Annotated in this window: 1 protein-coding gene and 1 pseudogene; one reads left to right on the forward strand and one right to left on the reverse strand. The window is 35.9% G+C overall.

Annotated elements, in window-relative coordinates:
• Positions 1–343 precede the first annotated feature (343 nt).
• Positions 344–877 (forward strand): annotated as a pseudogene (locus ACFIJP_RS08790) (antA/AntB antirepressor family protein).
• 63 nt (positions 878–940) lie between these two features.
• Here the strand turns inward: ACFIJP_RS08790 and ACFIJP_RS08795 are convergent.
• On the reverse strand, positions 941–1,987 hold the full coding sequence (locus ACFIJP_RS08795) for a Fic family protein (RefSeq protein ID WP_375610735.1): 1,047 nt from the start codon (positions 1,985–1,987) through the stop codon (positions 941–943).
• Positions 1,988–2,149: the final 162 nt, after the last annotated feature.

A 2,149-nucleotide genomic window follows, 5' to 3' on the forward strand; every position in this document is an offset into this window, starting at 1 on the left:
ATAAATAATGATTTCAATATGTACACTGTACAGTATGCGATTATTTTTAGATAAAAATTATTTTTACTCTTGACATTATTGCGTCAATGTCTATTTTCGAATCAGGTGCCTAGAAAACACCTTAAACACATAGCGGATTGGTTGCCGAAATAATCAGTCTTCCGCACATTAAAGACTTTGACTCATTGTATGTTAGGCGCATATAATAACTTTGTCGGGTGTAGTTATGCTATACAATACCCTTGTGGGGAAAGCATAACGACGGGCTATGTGCCGTGTTTTCTAGCACCCGGCATCTTTTAGAGTGTCAATAGAAAACCTTTAAGCACATAGGAGCCAAATCATGGCACAATATTTAATTGACTTACATCAAACTACGATTGATGGTGATATCGTTCAGACAGTGAATGCACGTGAATTACATACATTTTTGGCAATAGGAAAACGTTTTGCTACTTGAATTACGAACCGCATTAATCAGTATGCATTTGAAGAGGGAAAGGACTATATTTTAACGCTTCCCAAAATTGGGAAACGTAAAAATGTTATAAGTAAAGAATATCATATTACTCTAGACATGGCGAAAGAGCTCTCAATGGTGGAACGTAACGAGAAAGGACGTCAAGCACGCCGTTATTTTATTGAATGTGAAAAGAAACTAAAAAGTCAATCTGTTGATTATTGTGATGATATACGTTTTGCTTTCCCAAAAGATTGGGATAAAATGTCTCCAACTAAAAAGGCTGTTTACATTTATGGACCTCTTCATATGCATCTTGTTAAAGCCTTTACGTTGGTAGAAGAGAGCAAACATTATAAAGCTTTAATTAAAGAAGCAAAACAAGTCTTAGAAAGATCTGTCGTAAAAGTTGCTTAATTTAAAAACACATCTCCCCTTCCCGTTCTCAACAATGGGGAGGTGGATAAGAAGGTAATAAAATTAAGGTGCACTATACCAAGTTGATCGTCCACCACCATGACGTATCAAAAGACCTTTTTCAACTAATGATGTAAAAGTTACTTTAAGTGTATTAGGGCTTGCACCAACCTCACGCACCATATCGCGGGTTGTAACACGTCCGTGATTACGCACATAATCAAGAATGTTAAGAGCCAATTCAGATAAGGAAAAAAGAGCATTTTTTTCACTCTCTATTTTTATTTCTAATTGGCGTTTTTGTTTTTGTAGAGCACGTAAAAAAAAGAGTATCCAGGGTTCCCAATTGGGTGTTTTAGTATAAATTGTTTTTTGAGTCTGATTCAGAGCTAAGTAATAGCTTTCTTTATTATTCTCAATAATGCTTTCAAGTGATGAATATGGTACATAAACATAACCTTTTTGTAACAAAAGAAGGGTGGTTAAGATACGGCTTAAACGTCCATTTCCATCTTGAAAAGGATGAATAGCTAAAAATGTTACATTAAAAATACCAATCGTAAGTAAAGGATGAAGATCCTTTAATTCATTGGTTTTATTGAACCAAGTAATAAGCTCTTGCATTCGGTATGGTGTATCAAATGGTGTAGCTGTTTCAAAAACAATGCCAACCATTTTCCCTTGAGAATTAAATGCTGCTACATCATTGCGTAAAGTCTTATATTCACCTCGATGTCGTTGATCTTTCTCACTATTACACAAAAGATCACGATGAAGTTGTTTAATATGATTTTCAGTAATAGAAATATCACTCCAAGATTGAAAAATTGTTTCCATAACCTTGGCATAACCGATAACTTCTTGTTCATCACGACTCTTGAAACGTTTAATTTCTAAATTTACCAAAAGCTGTTCGATTTCGCGGTCTGTTAACTTACTCCCTTCAATGCGTGTGGAAGATCCAATACTTTCAACAGTAGCAATATGACGAAGAGCGTTCAATCGCTCAGGTGCAAGAGTACCAAGAGCGCGCCATGCCCCTTTGAACTCATCAATTTCAGCAATGAGAGCCAACAATTCTTGTGTAATTTGGAGTGTATCTGTTTTCATACCGGAATATATACCCGATTATACCCGATTGTCAATCATTCGTAACACAGTAAACTCTTACTTCTTATGGCAGAGAAGAAGGCAAGGAGCAACTATGAATAAGAAAACGCGTAAGGGTCTATCGGTTCGTGCGTTTGCGAAGAAGATGGGTGTTTCACATAA

Source organism: Bartonella sp. MU37NMGALS, assembly GCF_042194015.1.
GTDB classification, from domain to species: domain Bacteria; phylum Pseudomonadota; class Alphaproteobacteria; order Rhizobiales; family Rhizobiaceae; genus Bartonella; species Bartonella grahamii.

What these genes read in the sequence shown, in the direction of transcription:
- ACFIJP_RS08795 (WP_375610735.1), bottom strand. Translation starts at nt 1,987, where the DNA reads ATGAAAACAGATACACTCCAAATTACACAAGAATTGTTGGCTCTCATT.